Origin of the sequence: Bartonella sp. AC535YNZD (assembly GCF_042196625.1) — a bacterium.
Classification (GTDB): Bacteria; Pseudomonadota; Alphaproteobacteria; order Rhizobiales; family Rhizobiaceae; genus Bartonella.
In genome coordinates this window covers 1-906 of sequence record NZ_JBHIQP010000059.1, presented here as the reverse complement: position 1 = coordinate 906, position 906 = coordinate 1, and the positions used below count along the sequence as shown (strand labels likewise).

Genomic DNA, 906 nt, shown 5'->3' with positions numbered 1-906 from the left:
AACAGCCCAATGATAGGAACCGCGTGCCTATTAATAAAACAATCCCTGCCGAAATCAAGCGAGGAGACAGATGAAAAAGCGATTTATTATCACAAGAATGATTACCCTTTGGGGAATCATAAATTTAACTCTAGCGTCTAACTTTAGTTGGGGTTCTGGGACTCAAAGTTCAACTGTTAAAAGTCCTTTTTCACTGGAAATTATTAAGTTGTTAGAACAACAAATTAAAACAAATGAAAACCAGATCGAAAACGCGAAAAAAATTCATCAGTCTATAACAGGAAATAGGATACAAAAACCAACAATAGGAGAAAACAAGAATTCTTTCATACAAGATTTGTCTTCTATCTACCCAAAAACACAGACAAACTACCAAACCATAGGTACTGGGGAATTTAAAAAAAGATTTAATGAGATTGTTCTCGAAGAGAAAAGGGCCGGCTTCCAGCAGTTGCCGTTTTATAAAATGCGCGAAATAATTAATACGCGTCTTAAATATAGTGGAATTGTCGAAAAAGCTGTAAGTTTTCAAACTTTCCAAGACGCAGAGAACCGCTTTAAACAAATGAACGATTTCTTAGATAAGATAAATAAAACAAAAGATCTCAAAGAAGTTTTCGAACTGCAAACACGCATCAAGACCATGTCAGCCATGATCCAAAATGAATATACAAAGCTACAAATGGTCAGAAATTTAAGCGATGACGAAGAGACTCTTATCGAAATACAAAAACGTAAATTGTACAGAAAAATTGTAGCCTCTAACTACAAAGCTATGCCTCAAATAAGATCTAACCAATAAAGCTTTTTACAGCATTTGCTTTTTTTCATGAAAACAAAAGCCGATGTAGAAGGTTCAGTACTCTCTGAACAATTAAGAGAGGCACAAAGATTTTATCAAAGCCA

General features: G+C 34.5%; 1 protein-coding gene. It reads left to right on the top strand.

The features are described from left to right. Positions 1-70: 70 nt before the first annotated feature. A complete protein-coding gene (locus ACFIM8_RS09135; protein WP_375607608.1) occupies positions 71-802 on the top strand; it encodes a type IV secretion system protein in 732 nt (243 codons plus the stop codon). Positions 803-906: the final 104 nt, after the last annotated feature.